The sequence below is a fragment of the Aristaeella lactis genome (genome assembly GCF_018118585.1).
Lineage (GTDB): Bacteria > Bacillota > Clostridia > Christensenellales > Aristaeellaceae > Aristaeella > Aristaeella lactis.
This window is the reverse complement of sequence record NZ_CP069421.1, coordinates 1590315-1610054: the sequence shown is the minus strand read 5'-3', so window position 1 is coordinate 1610054 and position 19740 is coordinate 1590315. Positions and strand designations below refer to the sequence as shown.

Below are 19740 nucleotides of genomic sequence, written 5' to 3'. Positions count from 1 at the left end.
GGCAGGGAATGGAGTACCGGGTGGGACCGGAGGAGACCGGGTGGAAAATCAGGGAAGTTCTGCGGCGCTCCATGGGCGTGAGCTATACAGCTATGAAAAGCGCCAAGTGGAATGGACGGATCACCCTGAACGGCGGTCCAGCCCGGGCCGATGAACGGGTGACGGAAGGCGATACAGTGACAATTGACTGGGCAGAGGATGTTCCGGTATACACCCTGAAACCCTTTGATTTCCCGATTCGTGTTCCGTATGCCGATGAACACCTGATGGCGGTGGACAAACCCGGCGGCATTGCCAGCCAAAGCAGCCGGAATCATCCGGACGATTCGCTGGAAAACGCGGTATATTCCTGGGCGGGATGCCCGGAGAATTTCGTTTACAGGCCTGTGAACCGGCTGGACAAGGGGACCGGCGGGCTGATGATCATCGCACGCACCCCGCACGCACAGCACCTGCTTCAGAAACAACTGCATACGCCGGTCTTCCGGCGGCGCTACCTGGCACTGACAGACGGGATCCCTGCGGAAAAGGAGGGAATCCTTGACTTTCCCATTGCCAAGGTGCCTGGCGCGACGATCAAGCGGATGGTCAGCCCGGAGGGAAAACCGTCCAGGACGCGGTACAGGGTGCTGCGGGAGCAGGGAAACGGCGCACTGGTGCTGCTGGAGCTGGAGACGGGACGAACCCATCAGATCCGGGTACACCTGAGCCACATCGGCTGTCCGGTACGGGGTGATTTCCTTTACGGTACGGAAAACCCGGAGGAGTTTCCGGGAAAATTCGCGCTGCACAGCGCCATGGCTGAACTGCGCCATCCGATAACGGGGGAGACGATCCGCCTGACCAGCCTGCCCGAGTGGGCAGACGATATTGATCCTTCTGTTCTTTTCGTGGACTTTAATTGACATTTCATAATTCATAATCCATAATTCAAAATTACCGGATTCTTTGATGTATACAGAACAGCATCTGAAGAAAGAATCTTTGATATGCGCAGAAAAGACAAGGGGATACAAAGTAATGACCATTATTGAACTGCTTGAAAGAAACGCCAAAGAATGGCCGAATGATACCGCCCTGGTAGAGATCAACCCTGATCAGCCGGAAACGCGCCGGGTTACCTGGCATGATTTCGAACTGGTTGAGCCCAGCGCGAAGCAGAAGCATTACCGCCGGGAGATCACCTGGGCGGTTTTTGATGAAAAAGCGAACCGGGTAGCCAATATGCTCCGGAGCCACGGAATTGGCAAGGGCAAAAAGGTTGCCATCCTGATGATGAACTGCATTGACTGGCTGCCGATCTATTTCGGTATCCTGAAGACCGGTGCGGTGGTGGTTCCCATGAACTTCCGCTACGCGTCCAATGAGATCGAGTACTGTCTGAACCTTTCTGAAAGCAATATGCTGATCTTCGGGCCGGAGTTTATCGGCCGTATCGAAGAGATCGCGGACAAGATCCCCCATGTGGCCCTGGTCTACGAAGGCCCCGGCTGCCCCAGCTTCGCGGATGACCTGATGGAACTGATCAATGAGAGCAGTTCCAGCTTCCCGAAGTGCAACCTGACAGAAGAGGATGATGCCGCAATCTACTTCTCATCCGGTACCACCGGATTCCCGAAAGCGATCCTTCACAAGCACCGCAGCCTGATCCATTCCGCCCGGGTGGAGCAGGCACATCACGGCCAGACAAAGGATGACTGTTTCCTGTGCATTCCGCCGCTGTACCATACCGGTGCGAAGATGCACTGGTTCGGCAGCCTGATCTCCGGCGGCAAGGCTGTAATCCTGAAAGGAACACGTCCCCAGACGATTCTGGAGGCGGTCAGCAGCGAGAAGTGCACGATCGTATGGCTGCTGGTACCGTGGGCGCAGGATATCCTGACTGCCCTGGACAGCGGCGAACTGAAGCTCGAGAACTATGAACTTTCCCAGTGGAGGCTTATGCACATCGGCGCGCAGCCCGTGCCCCAGAGCCTGATCCACCGCTGGCTCCAGTATTTCCCGAACCATCAGTATGACACCAACTACGGCCTGAGCGAATCCATCGGCCCCGGCGCGGTTCACCTGGGCATTGAAAACGTCCGCAAGGTCGGCGCCATCGGAATCCCCGGATACGGATGGGAGACAAAGATCATCCGTCCGGACGGAAAGGAAGTGGCTCCCGGAGAAGTCGGCGAACTGTGCCTGAAAGGGCCCGGGGTTATGGTCTGCTATTACAACAATCCGCAGGCAACAGCCGAAACCCTGAAGGACGGCTGGCTGCTGACCGGTGACATGGCACGGCAGGACGCGGAGGGATTCATTTACCTGGTAGACCGGAAGAAAGATGTTGTTATCACCGGCGGTGAGAACCTCTATCCGGTGGAAATCGAAAACTTTATGGCGGCTTATCCGCCGATTAAGGACGTGGCGGTCATCGGCCTGCCGGATGCCCGCCTTGGTGAGATCGCGGCTGCTATCGTGGAACTGGTTCCCGGCAGCACAGCCACGGTGGAAGATATCCAGGAATTCTGCACGGGTATGCCGCGGTACAAGCGGCCGCGGAAGATCATCCTGGCGCCGGTGCCGCGGAACGCAACCGGCAAGATCGAAAAGCCGAAACTTCGCCGGATGTACGGCGGAGAAGGGCTGGTTGATTCTCAGAATCGCAGTTAAGCGATTCCGAGAATCAACAATGAACAATGAACAATTAACAATGAACAATGATCCGCTGCGGCGGGGGAGATCCCTCCACTTCGGTTGGGATGACAAAAGGAACGAGCGGAATATTTAAGAATAAAGGTTGAGGAGTCATGAAAAAGTTACTGATTGGTAATGAAGCGGTGGCCTGGGGCCTGTACAACGGCGGAATCGGGCTGGTGAGCAGCTATCCGGGAACGCCTTCCACAGAAATTACGGAGTTCCTGGCCAAGCATGATGACATTCACAGCGAGTGGGCACCGAATGAAAAAGTGGCCATGGAAACGGCTTTCGGAGCCAGCCTGGCAGGTATGCGCAGCGTCTGCGCGATGAAGCACGTGGGACTGAACGTGGCGGCAGACCCGTTGTTCACGCTGAGCTATACCGGCGTTACCGGCGGTATGGTGGTCTGCGTGGCGGATGACCCGGCCATGCATTCCAGCCAGAACGAACAGGATTCCCGGCACTATGCCATTGCGGCGAAGGTGCCGATGCTGGAGCCTTCCGATTCCGCTGAAGCTTATGTCTTTGCCAAATCCGCTTTTGAACTGAGCGAAAAGTATGACACACCGGTGCTGCTGCGGATGTGCACGCGGATCGCACACAGCCAGTGTGTTGTGGATATCGGGGAGCGGGAGGAAGCTCCGCTGAAGGAATATGTGAAGCAGCCTTCCAAGTACATTATGATGCCGGGATACGCGAAACAGCGCCATCCCGTTGTGGAAGAACGGACAGAAAAACTGCGGGCCCTGGCAGAAGAATGCATGTATAACCGTGTGGAAATGGCTGATGACCGGGAGATCGGCATCATCACCAGCGGCTGCAGCTACCTGTATGTCCGGGAAGTGTTCGGTGACAGCGTCAGCGTGCTGAAGATCGGCATGCCCAATCCGCTGCCTGAAAAACTGATCCGTGACTTTGCCGCGAATGTGAAGAAGCTGTATGTGATTGAAGAACTGGACCCGGTGATCGAGAACCATGTGAAAGCCCTGGGAATCGAAGTGACCGGCAAGAGCCTGTTCTCCGCCATCGGCGAGTTCAGCCAGAAGACGATCCGGGAAGCTTTCCTGAAGGAAGGCTATGCGGTGAAAGACGTTCCGGAAGCGCAGGGTGAAGCGCCTGCTGTTCCCGGCCGTCCGCCGATGATGTGCTCGGGCTGTCCGCACAGGGGTATGTATTACACGCTGGTGAAGAACCATATCACCGTTCTGGGCGACATCGGCTGCTATACGCTGGGCGCGGTGGCGCCGCTGAACGCACTGGATTCCACCCTGTGCATGGGCGCCAGCATTTCCGGTATCCATGGCTTCAACGCGGCCCGGGGCAAGGAAACCGAGAAGAAGACGGTGGCCGTGATCGGTGACAGCACCTTTATGCACAGCGGTATGACGGGCCTGGTGAACATTGCCTATAACGCGACGAACTCCACTGTCATTATCCTGGACAACTCCATTACCGGCATGACCGGACACCAGCAGAACCCCACCACGGGTTACAACATCAAGGGAGATCCCGCTGCGAAGGTGAACCTGGAAGCCCTGTGCAAGGCGCTGGGCATCAACCGGGTGCGGGTGGTGGATCCCTATGACCTGAAGGCCTGTGAGGAAGCGGTACTGGAAGAGCTGGCTGTGGAAGAGCCGTCTGTGATCATTTCCCGCCGGCCCTGCGTACTGCTGAAGTACGTGAAGCCCAAAACACCTCTTCAGGTGGATACGGATAAGTGCCGGGGCTGTAAGAAGTGCATGAAGATGGGCTGCCCGTCCATCAGCTTCAAGGAAGGCAAGGCCAGGATTGACAAAACACTCTGTGTAGGCTGCGGCGTGTGCGAACAGCTGTGTGCCTTCGGCGCGATCGGGGGTATGGACAAATGAAAACAACGAGTGTAATGATCGTCGGCGTCGGCGGACAGGGAAGCCTGCTGGCCTCCAGACTGCTGGGGACCCTGCTGACGGATGAAGGCTATGATGTGAAAGTCAGCGAAGTGCACGGCATGAGCCAGCGCGGCGGCAGCGTCGTGACCTATGTGCGTTTCGGCGAGAAGGTGTACAGCCCGATTGTGACTGAGGGAGAATGCGACTATATCATCAGCTTTGAAAAGCTGGAGGCAGCCCGGTATGCCGGCTGCCTGCGCAAGGGCGGAAAGATCATCGTCAATACCCAGGAGATCGATCCGATGCCGGTGATTACCGGCGCGGCGGAATATCCGACGGGTGTGCTGGAAGACCTGAAGGCCAAAGGCTTTGACATTGATGACTTTGACGCGCTGACGCCTGCCATGGAAGCGGGAAGCTCCAAGGCGGTCAATATTGTATTGATGGGACACTTTGCCAAGTGCACGGAGATTCCGAAGGAGAAGTGGCTGGCTGCCCTGGAGAAGGTAGTTAAGCCGCAGTTCCTGGAAATGAACAAAGCCGCGTTTGACCGCGGGTTCAACGGATAATGAACAATTACATGATCGCCGTGACCAAAGTTCCAATGGGAACTTTGACGGCTGTAATATGGCAGCTGTTACCCAAATCAAAGATTTGGACAACTGCTCAACAATGAACAATGAACAATTAATACTAAAAGCCAGCGGATACTCCGCTGGCTTTTCTCTATGGTAATAAGTTCAGTAAATCAGGCTGATCGCGTTATGGATGTTTTTGATCTCAACGCGTGAGGTGCCTTCGGCGGCTTCACCGTCCAGGGTCCATGTAATCTCCGGGGCACCTTCAAAGACAAAGGAGGAAGCCCGGAGAAAATAGAGGGAAGGATCATCATAACAATGCGTCCGCAGGGCTGTGAGGATCCGGTTCAGGACGAGAAGATCCGGCGGAAAGGGAATAAGAAGTGCCTCAAAAAGGCCGTCGCTCATGTGGACTTCGCTGTCATCCAGCTTCAGGACACCGCCCAGGGATGTGGAATTGCATACAGCGCCGAAGATATAGTCATCCTCATATTCGTGCCCGTCAGCGGTGACCTTCATATGAATCGGATGAATATCCGCAAGGGAACGAATACCCTCGAGAATGTACGCCGCATGCCCCAGTACGTTCTTTACATTCTGGGATGTGGACCAGGAGACACTGGTAAAGGCTCCGAAGGAAGCGGTATAGCTGAAATACCGGTCAGAACCGAAAAGCCCCACATCCAGAGGCCGCGGGTTGCCGAGAACAATGGAGTCGCAGGCAAGCAGCGGCGCAAGGGGCAGTTCCAGCCCGCTGGCAAAATCATTGGTGCTGCCGCAGGGAATGTAGCCCAGAGAAGGTTTATGCCTGCCCAGCTGCAGCCCGGTGATCACTTCGTTGAGGGTGCCATCGCCGCCGCAGGCAACGACCAGATCCGCTTCACCCGCGTGGGCTCGGGCAAAATCAACCGCGTCGCCGCGCTTTTCCGTCACATAGACAGAACAAAGATACCCTGCCCGGTTGAAGATGGAAATCATCTCAGGCAGGAAACGGCGGCCCTGGCGGGTACCGGCGTTGGGATTAATGATGAGATGGAGAGATTTCAATTCAGAATTCATAATTCATAAAGCGTGTTTCATAATGATAAACGGTGACAGGGAAATTATACCAGACTGGAGGGGAAAAACAAATTCATAATTCATAATTCATAATGGCGGAGAAAACTGCTTCCGGGAGACTGGAAGCAGTTTTTTGATTGGAAGAGATGGACGAATGGAAAAGGGGCTGGGCGGTGCGCCTGCTCAAGTGATTTCCAAAGGTATGGTTCTGGGTTGACAATATGTTCATATGGGGATAAATTGAAACGTACGTACATATAAGGAGAGGAGAAGTCCTTTTGAAACACTGGATGAAATATATCAAGCCTTACAAGGCTTGGTTCATTCTCGGTCCGCTGTGCATGATCGTGGAGGTCATCGGTGAGGTGATCCTGCCGATGCTGCTGGCGGGCGTGATCAATGCCGGGAACATGGGCACGCTGACGGTGGGATCCAGCATCGGTACGGCAGGACTGATGATCCTGATCGCTATTTTTATGATGGCCGGCGGTATCGGCGGATGCTATTTCAGTTCAAAAGCCAGCATTGCTTTTGCGGGGGATATCCGTAATGACCTGTACCGGAAGATCCAAAGCTTTTCTTTCGGGAATATTGACCGGTTTTCCACGGGATCGCTGGTTACGCGGGTGACCAATGACGTGACCCAGATGCAGAACTTTGTGGCCATGGTGATGCGGATGGCCCTGCGGGCACCGGGTATGATGATCGGCGGCCTGATCATGGCGATCCGGCTGCGGCCGAGCCTTGCCACGGTCTTCCTGATCAGTATTCCGGTACTGCTTGTGTTTGTGGGCGGCAATATCCTGACCGCTTTTCCCCGGTTCAAAAACGTGCAGGCCAAGGTGGACGGCCTGAATTCCACTGTGCAGGAGAACATCACCAATGTGCGTGTGGTGAAATCCTTTGTGCGGGAACAGGATGAGAACGTGAAGTTCCACAAAGCCAACGGAGATCTGAAGAACGCCCAGCTGCGGGCAATGCGCATTGTGATCCAGATGCAGCCGGTTACGACCCTGATCATGTATATTACCGTGATCGCGGTAGCCTGGCAGGGCCACTCACTGGTCCTGGGCGGCGAGATGGCTGTAGGCGACCTGTCCGCTTTCGTTAATTACGTGATCCAGATCCTGTCTTCCCTGATTATGGTTACCTTCCTGTTCATGATGTCCTCCCGCGCAATGGCGAGCGCAAAGCGTATCCGTGAAGTGCTGGAAGAAGAACCGGATCTGAACGATGAAGCTGCTGCACAGAAGGAACTGACCGTGAAGGAAGGACGGGTGGAATTCCGCAACGTTTCCTTCCGCTATTACAAGCACAGCGAAGACAGCGTGCTGGATAACATCAGCCTGACGATTGAACCCGGCAGCGTGGTGGGCATTATCGGTTCCACCGGCTGCGGAAAGAGCACGCTGGTGAGTATGATCCCGAGACTGTATGACCCGGACGAGGGAGAAATCCTGGTGGACGGGGTGAACGTCAAAGACTACAGCCTGTACAACCTGCGTGAAGGCGTGGGCATGGTGCTCCAGAAGAACGTACTGTTCTCCGGTACGATCGCGGAGAACCTGCGCTGGGGTGATGAGAACGCAACGGATGACGAGATGATCTCCGCTGCGTCCTCTTCCCAGGCAGACAAGTTTGTTTCCACTTTTGCGGATGGCTATGATACGGAACTGGACAAGGGCGGAAACAACCTGTCCGGTGGACAGAAGCAACGCCTGTGTATTGCCCGGGCATTGCTGAAAAAACCGAAGATCCTGATCCTGGATGACTCCACATCTGCCGTGGATACGGCGACGGAGGCACAGATCCGCCATGCCTTCAGCCATGAACTGGCGGGCAGCACGAAGATCATCATCGCCCAGCGGATCGCTTCCGTGATGGACGCTGATCAGATCATCGTGATGAATGAAGGAAAGATAACGGGCGTGGGCACCCATGACGAATTGCTGGCCTCCAATACGGAGTACAGGGAAATCGCTGAGAGCCAGCTCGGAAAGAAGGGGGCGTAAGCAATGGCCAGATCACTGGAACGCCTCAGAAAACAGTACGCCTCCCGGCCCGGAAGTATGCAGAAAGGCCCGCGCCAAGGCCCGCCCGGCCGCGGCATGACCGGAAAACCAAAGAATGCCCGCCAGACGATCAGACGCCTGCTGAGCTATGTGAGCAAATACTGGTATAAGCTGGTACTGGTGCTGATATGCATGCTTGTGTCTACAGTGACAAGCCTGTGCGGCGGCTATATGATGGCTCCGATCGTGGATCACCTGGCACTGGCGGTGAATCCGGATACGGTGATCACGATGAGTCCGTTTGAAAGAATCGCGGACAATGTGCTGAATCAGATTACTGCCGGTGAAACGGTGCAGAACTGGATCGCTTCCGGAACGATTCAGGCGGTGTCCGCCTACGTAGCGGTGGCACTGATCGTGCTGAGCATTATCTACCTTGTAGGCGTGGCCAGCACTTACCTGCAGGCACGGCTGATGATGTCGGTTTCCCTGAAGGTGATCGAGAATATCCGGAACGATCTGTTCGAGAAAATGCAGACCCTGCCGGTTCGGTATTATGACGGACACCCGACGGGCGAGCTGATGAGCCGGTATACCAACGATATCGACAATATCGATGTGATGATCAACAATTCCCTGGTGGGACTGGTTTCCGGCCTGATCACGCTGATCGGTACGTTTGTTTTCATGATCACCACCAGCTGGGTGCTGACCCTGATCACGATCGTGTTTATTCCGGTTTTCCTGTTCGGCGGGATGATGATCGCCAAGCGGAGTGCAAAGTATTATGCCTGGCAGCAGGCGGCTCTCGGCGCGGTAAACGGTTATATTGAAGAGACCGTGACAGGCCAGAAGGTGATCAAAGTATTCAACCACGAAAGCGAGTGTGTGGAGGAATTCAGCCTGCTGAACAGCGACCTGAAGGAGAAACAGTTCGGAGCGCAGTTCTGGGGCGGCATCATGTGGCCTGTGATGGGCAATGTGGGCCAGGTGACCTTTGCGGTGACGATCGGCGTGGGCGGTATCCTGATGTGCACGGGCGGTTTTACTCCCGGCGCACTGACGGTGTTTGCCGGTTACAGCCGGCAGTTCTCCATGCCGATCAACCAGATGTCCCAGCAGGCGACCACGATCCTGGCTGCCCTGGCCGGTGCGGAACGGGTGTTTGCCGTGATGGACGCGGAACCTGAAACTCCGGACCGTGAAGGCGCGGAAGCGACCGAGATCCGCGGCGATGTGGTGGTGGAACATGTGACCTTCGGCTATGTGCCGGAGAAGACCGTGCTGAAGGATATCACCCTGTACGCCCATCCGGGACAGAAGATCGCTTTCGTCGGTTCCACAGGCGCCGGCAAGACCACGGTGACAAACCTGCTGAACCGTTTCTATGACATTGAAGAGGGAAGCATTACCATCGACGGGAAAGACATTAAGGACTATCCCCGGGAGTGGCTGCGGAAGAACATTGCCATGGTACTGCAGGACACCCATCTGTTCACCGGTACCGTGCGGGAGAACATCCGCTACGGGCGGCTGGATGCCACGGATGAGGAAGTGGAGGCAGCGGCCAAACTGGCCAGCGCCCACAGCTTCATCATGCGGCTGGAAAACGGCTATGACACGATGCTGGAGGGCGATGGCGCAAACCTGAGCCAGGGCCAGCGGCAGCTGCTGAACATCGCCCGGGCGGCGGTGAGCAAAGCGCCGATCCTGGTGCTGGATGAAGCGACCAGCAGCGTGGATACCCGTACAGAACGCCATATCGAACACGGTATGGACCGGCTGATGAAGAACCGGACCACCTTCGTCATCGCTCACCGGCTGAGCACCGTACGGAACGCGAACGCGATTATGGTGCTGGAAAAGGGTGAGATCATTGAACGCGGAACGCATGACGACCTGCTGGAGATGAAGGGAAGGTATTATGAGCTGTATACGGGGAAGAAGGAGCTTGATTGATTTCCCGGAGGAGAAATCAATCAAGTAATGAATAATGAATACTGAAAAACCGTCAAATGAATAATGGCGGAGAACACAGCTTCCGGGAATCCGGAAGCTGTGTTTTTGATTTGAAGAAAAGGGGCGGGAGTATAGGAAATAAAGAATGAGGTTTGTGATGAATGTATATAATGTTTGCAAAGTGAGACGGTACAACGGGTTCTTCGGATTTAGGATAGATTTTAACACTTTTGGCATATAATCGTCATTGAAATATTCGGATTTAAGGCGTATAATTTTGCCTATCCCAAGAGGGAATGTTCGTGTTTTTGGAGGAACCATGGAAGCACTGCGCCGGATGATCCTGGAAAAAGGCAAAGGAATCGGGAACGATATCGTCAAGGTGGATATGTTCCTGAACCACAGGATCGATACGGCTCTTTTGTTTCAGATGGGCGAAGCATGGGCGGACGAATTCAGAAATGAAAAACCGGAAACTGTGCTGACGGTGGAAGCCAGCGGCATTGCCATGGCTGTTGCTGCGGCCCATGCTCTGGGAGATATTCCGGTGGTGTTTGCCAAGAAAAGCGCAACGGTGGTCCAGAATGACGATATCGTCCAGGCACCGGTTTACTCCTTTACGCACAAGACACAAAACATGATCCGCATCGAAAAACGGTACCTGCCGGAAGGAACAAGGGTACTGATCATTGATGATTTCCTGGCGGACGGCCAGGCGGTGCACGGGCTGATGAGCCTGTGCGAACAGCAGAAGGCTGTGGTTGTCGGCGTGGGCATTGCTGTTGAAAAGGGCTTCCAGCCCGGCGGCAAAGCCCTGCGGGAAGCCGGCGTTCATCTTAAGTCTTTGGCAGTTGTGGAGGGCATTGAGAACGGGAACATCGTTCTCCGGCCGGATGACAACTGATCCAATAGAAAAACAAAACTCCGTGATCCAAAGAGAAAGAGGAGGAAAACAAACATGAAAAAGGTTCTTGCCCTGGTTCTGGCTCTGGCCCTGTGCCTGACCGCTTTCGCGGCGCTGGCTGACGGTGTTGCCAAGGAAGACATCAAGCTGGGTGTCATCCTGCTGCACGACGAAGATTCCACCTACGACCTGAACTTCATCAACGGCGTGAAGGATGCCGCCGCTGCTCTGGGACTGTCTGATGAACAGGTGATCATCAAGCGCAACATTCCCGAATCCAATGACTGCTATGAAGCTGCTTTGGACCTGGCCGATGAAGGCTGCCAGATCGTTTTCGCCGACAGCTTCGGTCATGAGACTTTCATGCTGCAGGCTGCCAAGGAACTGCCCGAAGTGGACTTCTGCCACGCGACCGGCACCATGGCTCACACCGAGAAGCTGAACAACTTCCACAATGCTTTCGCCGCGATTTACGAAGGCCGCTACCTGGCGGGCGTTGCCGCCGGCCTGAAGCTGAACGAGATCAAGGAAGCCGGCAAGCTGAAGGGCGATGCTCCTGTGATGGGCTACGTCGGCGCTTTCACCTATGCTGAAGTTATGTCCGGCTACACCAGCTTCTACCTGGGCGCCAAGAGCGTCTGCCCCGACGTTACCATGAAGGTGCAGTTCACCGGTTCCTGGTACGATGAGAAGGAAGAAAAGGCTGCCGCCGAAGCTCTGATCGCTGCCGGTGCCGACCTGATCTCCCAGCACGCTGACTCCATGGGTGCTCCCACCGCCTGCGAGAACGCCGGTATCCCGGACGTTTCCTACAATGGTTCCACCGTGGAAAGCTGCCCCAACACCTTCATCGTGGCCAGCCGTATTGACTGGGCTCCCTACTTCCAGTATATCATCGAGCAGAAGATGGCCGGTGAAGCGATCGCCACCGACTGGACCGGCACTATCGCTACCGGTTCCGTGAAGCTGACCGACGTGAACGAGCAGGCTGCTGCCCCCGGTACTGTCGAGAAGCTGGCTGAAGTGAAGGCTCAGTTCGAAGCTGGCGCCCTGAAGGTGTTCGACACCGCTACCGAAGGCTTCATCACTGTTGGCGGCAATGCTCTGACCGAGTACATGGCTGACGTTGACACCGACGCTGCTTTCGAGAAGGATACCCAGGTTGTGTCCGACGGTTACTTCCATGAATCCGAATTCCGCAGCGCTCCCTACTTCGATGCTGAAATCGATGGTATCGAACTGCTGAACAGGAACTACGGTGATTGATTCACAGAACGACTAAAGGGCATATGATCGGACTGCCACTCTTTCAGGGTGGCAGTCCGTATCCTTTTATGTTAAGATAAAACAGATGACCTGTTAACGCATTTTTGGGAGGACAGATCGTGGAGAAGCAGTTGGCGCTTCAGATGCGCGGAATAACCAAACGGTTTGGTTCGATCGTGGCGAATAACCATGTGGACCTGGATGTCTACCAGGGGGAAATCCTGGCGGTTCTCGGTGAGAACGGCTGCGGCAAAACCACCCTGATGAACATGATCGCGGGTATCTATTTCCCGGACGAAGGCCAGATCCTGATCGGCGGGAAAGAAGTTGTGATCCGTTCTCCCAAGGATGCGTTTGACCACAAGATCGGTATGATCCATCAGCATTTCAAACTGGTGGATCTGTTTACGGCTGCCGAAAACGTTGTGCTTGGCAATGAATCGAAAGAAAAATACAACCTTAAGGCAGTCAATGCCCAGGTGGCCCAGATTGCGGAACGGTACGGTTTCCGGCTGGATCCGGCCAAGAAGATCTATGACATGTCCGTTTCTGAAAAACAGACGGTGGAGATTATCAAGGTGCTGTACCGCGGCGCGGATATCCTGATCCTGGATGAACCGACCGCCGTGCTGACGCCCCAGGAGATCACCCGGCTGTTTGACGTGCTTCGCCGGATGAAGGAAGACGGAAAGAGCATCATTATCATCACCCATAAGCTGAATGAGGTAATGGAAGTCAGCGACCGGGTCGCGATCCTGCGCCGGGGCGAACATATCGCCACCGTGAACACGGCGGAGACCAGCGAAGCAGAGCTGACTGAGATGATGGTTGGCAAGAAGATTGACCTGAACATTCATCGCTCCAATCCCGTGAATGCCATCCCGCGGCTGATCGTAGAGGGACTGAATCTTTACAACGCTGAAGGCGTTCATGTGCTGAAGGATATCTCCTTTACCGCCAACGGCGGGGAAATCCTGGGCATTGCCGGTATTGCCGGCAGCGGCCAGCGGGAACTGCTGGAATCCATTTCCGGCCTGCAGCCGGTGGCAAGCGGTACCATTACCTTCAATAACCCCAAAAAGAACCGTCCGGTCAGCTTCTACCACAAGAGCATGAAGCAGGTCAGGGCACTGGCTGAAAAAGGCGCCTTCCATGACCGGAATATGAACGACGTTACCTTCCACGGCATGAGCAACAAGGCGGTCCGTAAATGGGTACAGAACGGTGATGTGCTGTTCCGGGAAGATGAGGTCATGAACCTGCGGGACAAGACGCCGCTGGAGATTCGCCAGCTGGGCGTGCACCTGAGTTTTGTTCCGGAGGACCGGCTGGGCATGGGTCTGGTGGGCAGCATGGATATTACGGACAACATGATGCTGCGCAGCTACCGGAAGGGCAAGCTGGGATTCCTGAACCGGAAAAAACCCAAAGCCCAGGCAGAGGAGATTATCAAGGAACTGGAAGTTTCCACACCCGGCGTTTCCACCCCGGTACGGCGTCTTTCCGGCGGTAATGTGCAGAAGGTGCTTGTGGGCCGTGAAATCGCCTATACGCCGAAGGTGCTGATGGCAGCCTATCCCGTCCGCGGACTGGATATCAACTCCAGTTATACGATTTACAACCTGCTGAACCGGCAGAAAGAGAACGGAGTCGCCGTCATCTATGTCGGTGAGGACCTGGACGTGCTGCTGGAGCTGTGCGACAGGATCATGGTCATTAACGGCGGCGCCGTCACCGGCATTGTGGATGCCCGGACAACAACCAAGGAAGAAATCGGTCTGCTGATGACCAAAACGGATGAGCGGAAGGAGGAGGACGCGTGAGTACTGCCAAGAAAAACGAAGTCCGTGAACCGCTGATCCACCTGAGCAAACGGACGACTGTAGATCCGGTCAGGGCCTGGGCTATCCGTATCGCGGCCATTGTGCTGGGACTGATCGTCTGCGGACTAGTGGCTTTCCTGCTGATCGAAAAGCTGAACGACCATCCGGAACGGATCGGTGATTTCTATACCGCGTTTATCAAGGGATCTTTTTCCACCAGCCGTAAATTCTGGAAATTCCTGAAGAATATCGCGATCCTGCTGTGCGTTTCCCTGGCGCTGACGCCGGCGTTCCGGATGCGCTTCTGGAACATCGGCGGAGAGGGACAGACGCTGACCGGCGTACTGGGAGCCATCGCGGTTGACTTTTACCTGGGCGGCAAGGTCCCGGAGTGGCTGCTGCTGATCCTGATGTTCTTTGCGGCAATTCTGGCCGGCGCGGTCTGGGGCGTGATCCCGGCACTGTTCAAAGCACGGTGGGGAACAAATGAGACCCTGTTCACCCTGATGATGAACTATGTAGCTACTTTCCTGGTGAGCTATTTCCTGGTGGTCTGGGTTCCGAGCGGATCCTCCTCCCTGGGGAAACTGAAGCACGGCAAACTGCCGTCACTTGGGAATGATTACCTGCTGATCATCCTGATCGTGCTGGCGCTGGCGGGCATTCTGTATGTTTACCTGAACTATACCAAGCACGGTTATGAGATTAACGTGGTGGGCGAGAGCGTCCGTACCGCGCAGTATGTCGGAATCAACGAGAAGAAGGTTATCATCCGGACCATGATCCTTTCCGGCGCGCTGTGCGGGCTGGCCGGATATCTGATCGGTGCCGGTCTGGACCAGACGATCACAACAGAGTCCGCCGGAGGACAGGGATTCACGGGCATCATGGTGGCATGGCTCGGTAAATTCAATCCGCTGGCCATGATCCTGACTGCCGGACTGATCCAGCTGCTGAACCAGGGCGCTGCCCAGATCAGCCAGGACTTCGACGTTTCTGGCGCTTTCCCGAACGTAATCATCGGTATTATCCTGTTCTTCATTATCGGCAGTGAGTTTTTCATTAATTACGAGATCCATTTCCGCGGCCATCACAGCCATGCGGAAGCCGGAAAGGAGGCCGTCAAATGAATATCTGGCTGAACTTCCTGATCGACTCCCTGGCTTTCGGCGCAACGTTCATGTACGGCTCCACGGGTGAAATCCTGACTGAAAAGGCCGGCCACCTGAACCTGGGTATTCCGGGTATCATGTGCATGGGCGGCGCGGGCGGCTGCCTGGTTCTGAACATGATCGGCAAGAGCGGCCTGCCGCCGTTCCTGATCGTGATCCTGGGAATTCTCGGCTCCCTGCTGCTGGCCATGTTCTGCGGACTGATCTATTCTTTCCTGACGGTGAGCCTCCGGGCGAACCAGAACGTGACAGGCCTGGCCCTGACCACCTTCGGCGTCGGCCTGATGAAGGTGATCATGAGCAAGCTGGACGCGACGGTCTACCTGATCGGCCCGAAAGCAATGTACCGCTGGCCTTTCGCCGGCAGGCAGGACAGCCTGCAGTCCCTGGGTATCCTGTTTTTCCTGGCAATCATTATTGCTCTGCTGAGCAGCTGGGTGCTGTTCCGTACCCGTGTCGGCCTTCAGCTGCGGGCTGTGGGTGAAAACCCGGCAACAGCTGACGCGGTAGGCATTAACGTGACCCGGTATAAGTATGCGGCCACCTGCATCGGCAGCGGCATCGCCGGACTGGGCGGGTTTTACTACATCATTGACTACATGGTATCCCAGGAAGCCTATTTGAGCCTGGAAGCCTTTGGCTGGCTGAGCATCGCACTGGTTATCTTTGCCCTGTGGCGGCCGCATCTGACCATTGTCGGATCGTTTGTGTTCGGTGTTTTATTCTCCTGCTCCAGCTTTATCACGACTATTCCCGGAATCCAGGTGACCATGGCGGCCAAACCGCTGCTGAAGATGCTGCCCTATGTGGTGACCATCATCGTCCTGGTGATTTCCAGCATCCGGAACAAGCGGGAGAATCAGCCGCCGGCTTCGTTAGGATTAAGTTATTTCCGTGAAGAACGGTAAAATATGAAAGCCGGCAGCTGATTCTTCCGCAACCTCAATGGTCGCAGCTCCATACTATGGAGCCTGCTCCTTTCGGTTGACCTCACCTCTTTCGAGATTTCTGCCACTGGCAGTCGAAAGAGGTTCGCCCGCCGGCGTCTCTGGGCTTGAGCTATTTCAGGGAAGAAAGATAAAAGCAATTCATAATTCTGCGATCGCTGTTACCAAAATGCCATTGGCATTTTGACAGCTGTAGCATGGGAGTCATTAGCCGTGAATGGCTCGGTGTTACCAACGCTAAAGCGTTGACACCTGCATGGACGATCTGTTACCAGTGCTAAAGCACTGACAGATCAGTCTGAAGCACGGATGACTCCTCAACAATTAATACTTCATCCTGCTGCAGTAGGATACGGGGGAAATTTATGAAGATCAGAATGACTGCGGACAGCACCTGTGACCTGACGCCGGAATGGATCCGGAAGTATCAGATCGGAATCGCTCCGCTGAGCGTTATTATCGACGGGGAAGTATTCCATGATGGCGTTGATGTGACGCCCCGTGATATCTTCCGCGCGGCGGAAGCCGGAAAATCCGTGCGGACGGCTGCGGTGAACACCTATGAGTACAAGGAGTTCTTCAGGAAACAGCTGGAGAAATGTGACCAGCTGGTTCATGTGTGCCTGAGCAGTGAGTTTTCCACCAGCTATAATGACGCGGTGGAGGCCAGCCGGGAAGTTGGCAACGTGTTTGTTGTGGACAGCCGGAATCTATCCACGGGCAGCGGACTGCTGGTGCTGGAAGGAATCAGGATGATCAATGACGGCGCGGAGGACGGCGCGGCAATCGCCGAGGCGCTTCGTGCCAAGGCGGATCTGGTGGACTCCAGCTTTGTGGTCAGGACGATCGATTATCTGCGCCGGGGCGGCCGCTGCAGCGGCCTGGAAGCGCTGGGCGCGAAAATGCTGCATATCCGTCCCTCTATTGTCGTGGCGGACGGAAAGATGCATCCCGGCCAGAAATACCGGGGACGGTATGAGCATTACCTGAAGCACTATATCCGGGATCTGCTGGAGAACGATGACAATATTGACTTCAGCCGGGTGGTAGTTGTTCATTCTCCCAGCGAGGAAGGCCTGGTGCGGTTTGCCATTGATACGGTGAAAAGCTACGGACTGTTCAAGGAAGTGCTGGAGGCCATGGCCGGCTGCACGATCTGCACCCACTGCGGTCCGGATACGCTGGGTCTGATGTTTATGCGGAAGAAAAAGAAGGAAGCCTGAGGAATGAAAAAGAATCCGAAAGTGATCGCGGGGATCATCGGCCTGATGATCCTGGCTGTGCTGGCGATTGTCCTGGCGACCTATATGATTCCCACCATCAGTGAAGTGCGGAGGGAAGCCAGCCTTACGCCTACGCCGCTGCCCCCGGCTCCGGATACCATCCGCGAAAATGTATACGCGGTTGTCACCCCGGAACCCGCCCTGCACAACGGTTCGCAGGGTGAAAAAGTGACGAAGCTGCAGGAACGGCTTCAGGCTCTTGGGTATTATGAAGGCGAAGTGGACGGCCAGTTCGGCCCGGGCACGCGGGAGGCGGTTGTCGCTTTCCAGGAACGGAACGGACTGGATCCGGACGGCTATGCCGGCGAAGAAACCCAGAAGGTACTGTACAGCGATCTGGCAGTGCCGAAGGGAAATTAAGAGAATTCAGAATTAAGAATTCAGAATTATAAGTAAAACTGTCCTGAACATTGTGTCAGGACAGTTTTTTTAGTGAATAGTCTTATCGGCTGCGGCCGGGAAGCCTCTCCGCAATCTCAGTCGACGCAATGGATATTGCTGGCGCATCAATCCGCCGCTTGCTTCGATAAGGAAACGCACACGCACCGCGGACGGAATCCCCGTCCCGCGCACCGCGCGCGTCAGGACTCCAGGTCGCTTCCTGCTTTGCAGGATAGCCCACTGGGCTATCGCTTCCTTCGTTCCCCCTCCACGCGCTTTGCTTGGTCGGGATGACATCCGTGGGATGTCAGTTAAGAGTGAAGAGTGATCAGTGATCAGTTAAGAGTGAAGAGTGTCTTATTGCTCTGTAAAAGACAGAGCAATAAGAGCCCAGAACATAGGCGCGACGAGGCAGACGGAGAAAGAGAAGATGGCCTGGACCGCATAGCAGAGCACCGCGGCGGAATAAGGGGAAAGGCAGGGGAACCAGCCTTCCCGACGGCGGAATACGGCAACAAGCATCAGGAGAATGAACAGCAGCATGGCCAGGAGGCCGTGGTCTGCCAGCTGGGCAATGTATTCGCTGTGCGGGTTGTCAAAATATGCCGGTAAGGCGAGGCCATCCTGCTCTGTTGGAATGACATAATCATGTTCCGGAAGGAAGGTATTGAAACACTCCTTGAATGTCCCGGAACCGTTGCCCAGGAGAAGATGCTCCTTCGACATGAGTATGCTGTAATACCAGACGGCAACACGGTTGCTGCCAAAGGACAGGCGGGCACGGCCGTGGAAGATTTCGTGCAGTTCCCACAGGCCGCCGCTGTGCCCCGGCCAGAACCAGACAACCAGCAGCGCAACGACGATCAGGATGATCAGCAGGGGACGACGCGCTTTTCGGGGCAGGAACCGCAGCAGGGTGAAAAGCAGCAGCACAGACAGGGAAATAACGCCGAACTGGACCCCCATGGTCAGGATCAGGTAAACGGCAGCCAGGAACGCGGCGAGGCTGATCAGGGAAAGGCAGGGATGCCTTTCATCCTTTGGCTTCAGCCGGGCTGACCTGCCGGAGGACGCTTTGGAAGACCGGAGCGTGAAGAGATCATCCAGGAAAGAATAAAGGAGGAAACCAGCCATGAGCAGGAGATAACCTGTCACCATATCGATATTTCCGATGGTTCCCTGGAACTCCGGGACCAGTGCATAGCTCTTATCAGGAGGATAGAGTCCGAAAGGATTCCCGCCTGCCCGCTGGAGCAACACAACAACAAGATAAGCGATGACGCCGGCGGAGGCGGAAAGCACTACGGGTCTCCGGTACACCCGGGAAAAGAGAAAACAAACGAAGAGACCGAAATAGCAGAGTTGCGTGGCCAGCCCTTCATACCGCGCGTCTTCTCCGATCCACCAGGTAATGGAAGTGAATCCTATACTGGTGAAACAGGATACGGCAGTCAGGCCCATGAGAGCTGACGCGATCAGCAAAGGAACCAGGATTTGCCGCTTCCCGGACGAGGGAGACGGGTTCTTTTTCCGATGGATCAGGAAGAAAACCAGGTCAAAGAGAAGACAGAGGAGTGTAACCGCTGACAGGTCCTGCATAATGCGCAGCTTGTCATGGGTGATACTGTAATAGGTTCCGCCCTGAAGCAGCGGGAAAAGGCCCAGCCAGAGACAGGCGGAAAGGGTCATTCCATATCCGCGGCGCGGGTGTGCCTGCTGCATGGGAACGCCTCCTTTCCGTTGATTTTTTTGGTTCCGATATGGTAATATAAACCAAATGAAGTATACATCATCCGATCCTTTCCG

Annotated in this window: 15 protein-coding genes; 13 read left to right on the top strand and 2 right to left on the bottom strand. The window is 55.3% G+C overall.

The window, feature by feature from the left end; translation table 11 throughout:
• The first annotated feature begins 8 nt into the window (after positions 1-8).
• The 4 genes from JYE50_RS07500 (at position 9) to JYE50_RS07485 (ending at position 5119) form a co-directional block, all read left to right on the top strand.
• Entirely contained in the window at positions 9-905 is an 897-nt protein-coding gene (locus JYE50_RS07500) for an RluA family pseudouridine synthase (protein ID WP_084096740.1), read from the top strand.
• 115 nt (positions 906-1020) lie between these two features.
• Positions 1021-2655 carry a class I adenylate-forming enzyme family protein gene (locus tag JYE50_RS07495; RefSeq protein WP_084096862.1) on the top strand — a complete coding sequence of 545 codons (1635 nt, stop codon included), beginning with the start codon at positions 1021-1023 and terminating at the stop codon, positions 2653-2655.
• A gap of 137 nt (positions 2656-2792) precedes the next feature.
• Positions 2793-4550 (top strand): indolepyruvate ferredoxin oxidoreductase subunit alpha, encoded by a 1758-nt coding sequence (gene iorA, locus JYE50_RS07490; RefSeq protein WP_084096741.1) that lies wholly within the window; start codon positions 2793-2795, stop codon positions 4548-4550.
• The gene (locus JYE50_RS07485; RefSeq protein WP_084096742.1) at positions 4547-5119 is read left to right on the top strand and encodes an indolepyruvate oxidoreductase subunit beta; all 573 of its coding nucleotides are present in this window, start codon (positions 4547-4549) and stop codon (positions 5117-5119) included. The genes iorA and JYE50_RS07485 overlap by 4 nt, the downstream gene beginning before the upstream one ends.
• A gap of 171 nt (positions 5120-5290) precedes the next feature.
• Here the strand turns inward: JYE50_RS07485 and JYE50_RS07480 are convergent, their stop codons facing one another.
• Positions 5291-6175, bottom strand: a complete 885-nt coding sequence (locus JYE50_RS07480) for a diacylglycerol/lipid kinase family protein (RefSeq protein WP_179138412.1) — start codon at positions 6173-6175, stop codon at positions 5291-5293.
• A gap of 290 nt (positions 6176-6465) precedes the next feature.
• Here JYE50_RS07480 and JYE50_RS07475 point away from each other — a divergent pair, with 290 nt between their 5' ends.
• The 9 genes from JYE50_RS07475 to JYE50_RS07435 all read left to right on the top strand — a co-directional run bounded on the left by JYE50_RS07475 (position 6466) and on the right by JYE50_RS07435 (position 17913).
• The gene (locus tag JYE50_RS07475; protein ID WP_084096744.1) at positions 6466-8199 is read left to right on the top strand and encodes an ABC transporter ATP-binding protein; all 1734 of its coding nucleotides are present in this window, start codon (positions 6466-6468) and stop codon (positions 8197-8199) included.
• A 3-nt stretch (positions 8200-8202) separates the two neighbouring features.
• Positions 8203-10158 carry an ABC transporter ATP-binding protein gene (locus tag JYE50_RS07470; protein ID WP_283399245.1) on the top strand — a complete coding sequence of 652 codons (1956 nt, stop codon included), beginning with the start codon at positions 8203-8205 and terminating at the stop codon, positions 10156-10158.
• 319 nt (positions 10159-10477) lie between these two features.
• On the top strand, positions 10478-11062 hold the full coding sequence (locus tag JYE50_RS07465) for a xanthine phosphoribosyltransferase (RefSeq protein ID WP_084096745.1): 585 nt from the start codon (positions 10478-10480) through the stop codon (positions 11060-11062).
• A 54-nt stretch (positions 11063-11116) separates the two neighbouring features.
• A complete protein-coding gene (locus JYE50_RS07460) occupies positions 11117-12328 on the top strand; it encodes a BMP family ABC transporter substrate-binding protein (protein ID WP_084096746.1) in 1212 nt (403 codons plus the stop codon).
• A 119-nt stretch (positions 12329-12447) separates the two neighbouring features.
• Positions 12448-14151 carry an ABC transporter ATP-binding protein gene (locus tag JYE50_RS07455; protein WP_084096747.1) on the top strand — a complete coding sequence of 568 codons (1704 nt, stop codon included), beginning with the start codon at positions 12448-12450 and terminating at the stop codon, positions 14149-14151.
• Entirely contained in the window at positions 14148-15281 is a 1134-nt protein-coding gene (locus tag JYE50_RS07450; protein WP_084096748.1) for an ABC transporter permease, read from the top strand. Before JYE50_RS07455 ends, JYE50_RS07450 begins: the two co-directional genes overlap by 4 nt.
• Positions 15278-16231 (top strand): ABC transporter permease, encoded by a 954-nt coding sequence (locus tag JYE50_RS07445; protein WP_084096749.1) that lies wholly within the window; start codon positions 15278-15280, stop codon positions 16229-16231. The genes JYE50_RS07450 and JYE50_RS07445 overlap by 4 nt, the downstream gene beginning before the upstream one ends.
• A gap of 404 nt (positions 16232-16635) precedes the next feature.
• Positions 16636-17493, top strand: a complete 858-nt coding sequence (locus JYE50_RS07440) for a DegV family protein (RefSeq protein ID WP_084096750.1) — start codon at positions 16636-16638, stop codon at positions 17491-17493.
• Positions 17494-17496: 3 nt separating this feature from the next.
• On the top strand, positions 17497-17913 hold the full coding sequence (locus JYE50_RS07435) for a peptidoglycan-binding domain-containing protein (protein WP_084096751.1): 417 nt from the start codon (positions 17497-17499) through the stop codon (positions 17911-17913).
• Positions 17914-18291: 378 nt separating this feature from the next.
• Here the strand turns inward: JYE50_RS07435 and JYE50_RS07430 are convergent, their stop codons facing one another.
• Positions 18292-19656: an O-antigen ligase family protein gene (locus tag JYE50_RS07430; protein ID WP_179138413.1), complete on the bottom strand. Its 1365-nt coding sequence runs from the start codon at positions 19654-19656 to the stop codon at positions 18292-18294.
• Positions 19657-19740 lie beyond the last annotated feature (84 nt).

Bases quoted from the DNA above. Each gene is read 5' to 3' on its own strand.
- iorA (WP_084096741.1), top strand. From the start codon at position 2,793: ATGAAAAAGTTACTGATTGGTAATGAAGCGGTGGCCTGGGGCCTGTAC.
- JYE50_RS07495 (WP_084096862.1), top strand. From the start codon at position 1,021: ATGACCATTATTGAACTGCTTGAAAGAAACGCCAAAGAATGGCCGAAT.
- JYE50_RS07430 (WP_179138413.1), bottom strand. From the start codon at position 19,656: ATGCAGCAGGCACACCCGCGCCGCGGATATGGAATGACCCTTTCCGCC.
- JYE50_RS07460 (WP_084096746.1), top strand. From the start codon at position 11,117: ATGAAAAAGGTTCTTGCCCTGGTTCTGGCTCTGGCCCTGTGCCTGACC.
- JYE50_RS07500 (WP_084096740.1), top strand. From the start codon at position 9: ATGGAGTACCGGGTGGGACCGGAGGAGACCGGGTGGAAAATCAGGGAA.
- JYE50_RS07445 (WP_084096749.1), top strand. From the start codon at position 15,278: ATGAATATCTGGCTGAACTTCCTGATCGACTCCCTGGCTTTCGGCGCA.
- JYE50_RS07485 (WP_084096742.1), top strand. From the start codon at position 4,547: ATGAAAACAACGAGTGTAATGATCGTCGGCGTCGGCGGACAGGGAAGC.
- JYE50_RS07465 (WP_084096745.1), top strand. From the start codon at position 10,478: ATGGAAGCACTGCGCCGGATGATCCTGGAAAAAGGCAAAGGAATCGGG.
- JYE50_RS07435 (WP_084096751.1), top strand. From the start codon at position 17,497: ATGAAAAAGAATCCGAAAGTGATCGCGGGGATCATCGGCCTGATGATC.
- JYE50_RS07440 (WP_084096750.1), top strand. From the start codon at position 16,636: ATGAAGATCAGAATGACTGCGGACAGCACCTGTGACCTGACGCCGGAA.
- JYE50_RS07470 (WP_283399245.1), top strand. From the start codon at position 8,203: ATGGCCAGATCACTGGAACGCCTCAGAAAACAGTACGCCTCCCGGCCC.